The sequence below is a fragment of the Chitinophaga sp. ARDCPP14 genome, assembly GCF_051362515.1.
In the GTDB taxonomy this organism is placed as follows: Bacteria; Bacteroidota; Bacteroidia; order Chitinophagales; family Chitinophagaceae; genus Chitinophaga.
This window is the reverse complement of the sequence record NZ_JBKIXB010000034.1, coordinates 1-360: the sequence shown is the minus strand read 5'-3', so window position 1 is coordinate 360 and position 360 is coordinate 1. Positions and strand designations below refer to the sequence as shown.

At 36.9% G+C, this 360-nt stretch carries 1 rRNA gene; it reads left to right on the top strand.

Annotation, left to right across the window (positions count from 1 at the left end):
* A 16S ribosomal RNA gene (locus ACLHR0_RS31655) occupies positions 1-76 on the top strand; the annotation flags it as partial.
* Between the last annotated feature and the right edge of the window lie 284 nt (positions 77-360).

Sequence of the window (360 nt, the reverse complement as noted above, 5' to 3'; positions counted from 1 at the left end):
TAGGGTAAAATCGGTAATTGGGGCTAAGTCGTAACAAGGTAGCCGTATCGGAAGGTGCGGCTGGAATACCTCCTTTTTAGAGCTCATTATCCTGAGAGCTGTTGTTTCCTTCTTTTAAATTTATTTGTTGCTAACGCAAATGGCTATACGCCGGATGCCATGCACATAAGTTCTTTCAATCTTTAATGAAGATGTGTAACTAAAGAGTTACCGAGATCAGATCTCACACATCATCAATAATCACGCAAATGAAAGCTCGTAAGAGCAGTCAGTGGTTAAAAGTTCTTTGACATATTGGGAAATGCAAGTTGTATTCAAGATAGTAATATCTAAATACTAAATTTTTTAAAGCGAATAAGA